Source organism: Glycomyces arizonensis DSM 44726 (genome assembly GCF_000482705.1).
Classification (GTDB): Bacteria; Actinomycetota; Actinomycetes; order Mycobacteriales; family Micromonosporaceae; genus Glycomyces; species Glycomyces arizonensis.
Window position 1 is genome coordinate 1 of the sequence record NZ_AXWO01000049.1, and the last position, 1,646, is coordinate 1,646.

The following is a 1,646-nucleotide window of genomic DNA, read 5'->3' on the forward strand; positions in this document are numbered from 1 at the left end:
GATCCAGCCGCACCTTCCGGTACGGCTACCTTGTTACGACTTCGTCCTAATCGCCAGCCCCACCTTCGACCACTCCCTCCCGTAAACGGGTTGGGCCGCAGGCTTCGGGTGTTGCCAACTTTCATGACGTGACGGGCGGTGTGTACAAGGCCCGGGAACGCATTCACCGCAGCGTTGCTGATCTGCGATTACTAGCGACTCCACCTTCATCGAGCCGAGTTGCAGACTCGAATCCGAACCAAGACCGGCTTTACAGAGATTCGCTCCACCTCACGGTATCGCAACCCGCTGTACCGGCCAATGTAGCATGCGTGAAGCCCTGGACATAAGGGGCATGATGACTTGACCTCATCCCCACCTTCCTCCGAGTTAACCCCGGCAGTCTCCCGCGAGTCCCCAACACTACTTGCTGGCAACACGGGATAAGGGTTGCGCTCGTTGCGGGACTTAACCCAACATCTCACGACACGAGCTGACGACAGCCATGCACCACCTGTCACCCAGTCCGAAGAGGGCCTTGTCTCCAAGGCTTTCCGGGTGATGTCAAACCCAGGTAAGGTTCTTCGCGTTGCATCGAATTAATCCGCATGCTCCGCCGCTTGTGCGGGCCCCCGTCAATTCCTTTGAGTTTTAGCCTTGCGGCCGTACTCCCCAGGCGGGGCGCTTAATGCGTTAGCTACGGCACAGAACCAACCAACGTGGCCCCACACCTAGCGCCCACCGTTTACAGCATGGACTACCAGGGTATCTAATCCTGTTCGCTCCCCACGCTTTCGCTCCTCAGCGTCAGCACCAGCCCAGAGATCCGCCTTCGCCACCGGTGTTCCTCCACATATCTGCGCATTTCACCGCTACACGTAGAATTCCGATCTCCCCTACTGGCCTCAAGCCCGCCCGTATCCACCGCAAAACCCCGGTTAAGCCGGAGCCTTTCACGACAGACGCGACGAGCCGCCTACGAGCCCTTTACGCCCAATAAATCCGGACAACGCTCGCGCCCTACGTCTTACCGCGGCTGCTGGCACGTAGTTAGCCGGCGCTTATTCAACCACTACCGTCAACCAACCAAAAAGCTGGCCTTCGTCATGGATAAAAGAGGTTTACAACCCGAAAGCCGTCATCCCTCACGCGGCGTCGCTGCATCAGGCTTCCGCCCATTGTGCAAAATTCCCCACTGCTGCCTCCCGTAGGAGTCTGGGCCGTATCTCAGTCCCAATGTGACCGACCGCCCTCTCAGGCCGGCTACCCGTCACCGCCTTGGTAGGCCATCACCCCACCAACCAGCTGATAGGCCGCGAGCCCCTCCCCAACCACAAAAGCTTTCCACCCAGTCCCATGCGAGACCAAGTCGTATCCGGTATTAGCCGCCGTTTCCAGCAGTTATCCCGAAGATGGGGGCAGGTTACCCACGTGTTACTCACCCGTTCGCCACTCGAGCACTCCCGAAGGAGCCTTTCCGTTCGACTTGCATGTGTGAAGCACGCCGCCAGCGTTCGTCCTGAGCCAGGATCAAACTCTCCAACCAAAACTTGAAACAAGTATGTGTCGAAGCATGCCCTGACCGATTATCCGGAACCACCGATCTCAGCAGACCAGCAGCCCCAAGGAAAAGACAGTCAAAAACAGTACCAACCAAACCACCCAGC

Annotated in this window: 1 rRNA gene; it reads right to left on the bottom strand. The window is 58.2% G+C overall.

Annotation, left to right across the window (positions count from 1 at the left end):
- Window positions 1-1,525, bottom strand: a 16S ribosomal RNA gene (locus H613_RS28040); the annotation flags it as partial.
- Between the last annotated feature and the right edge of the window lie 121 nt (window positions 1,526-1,646).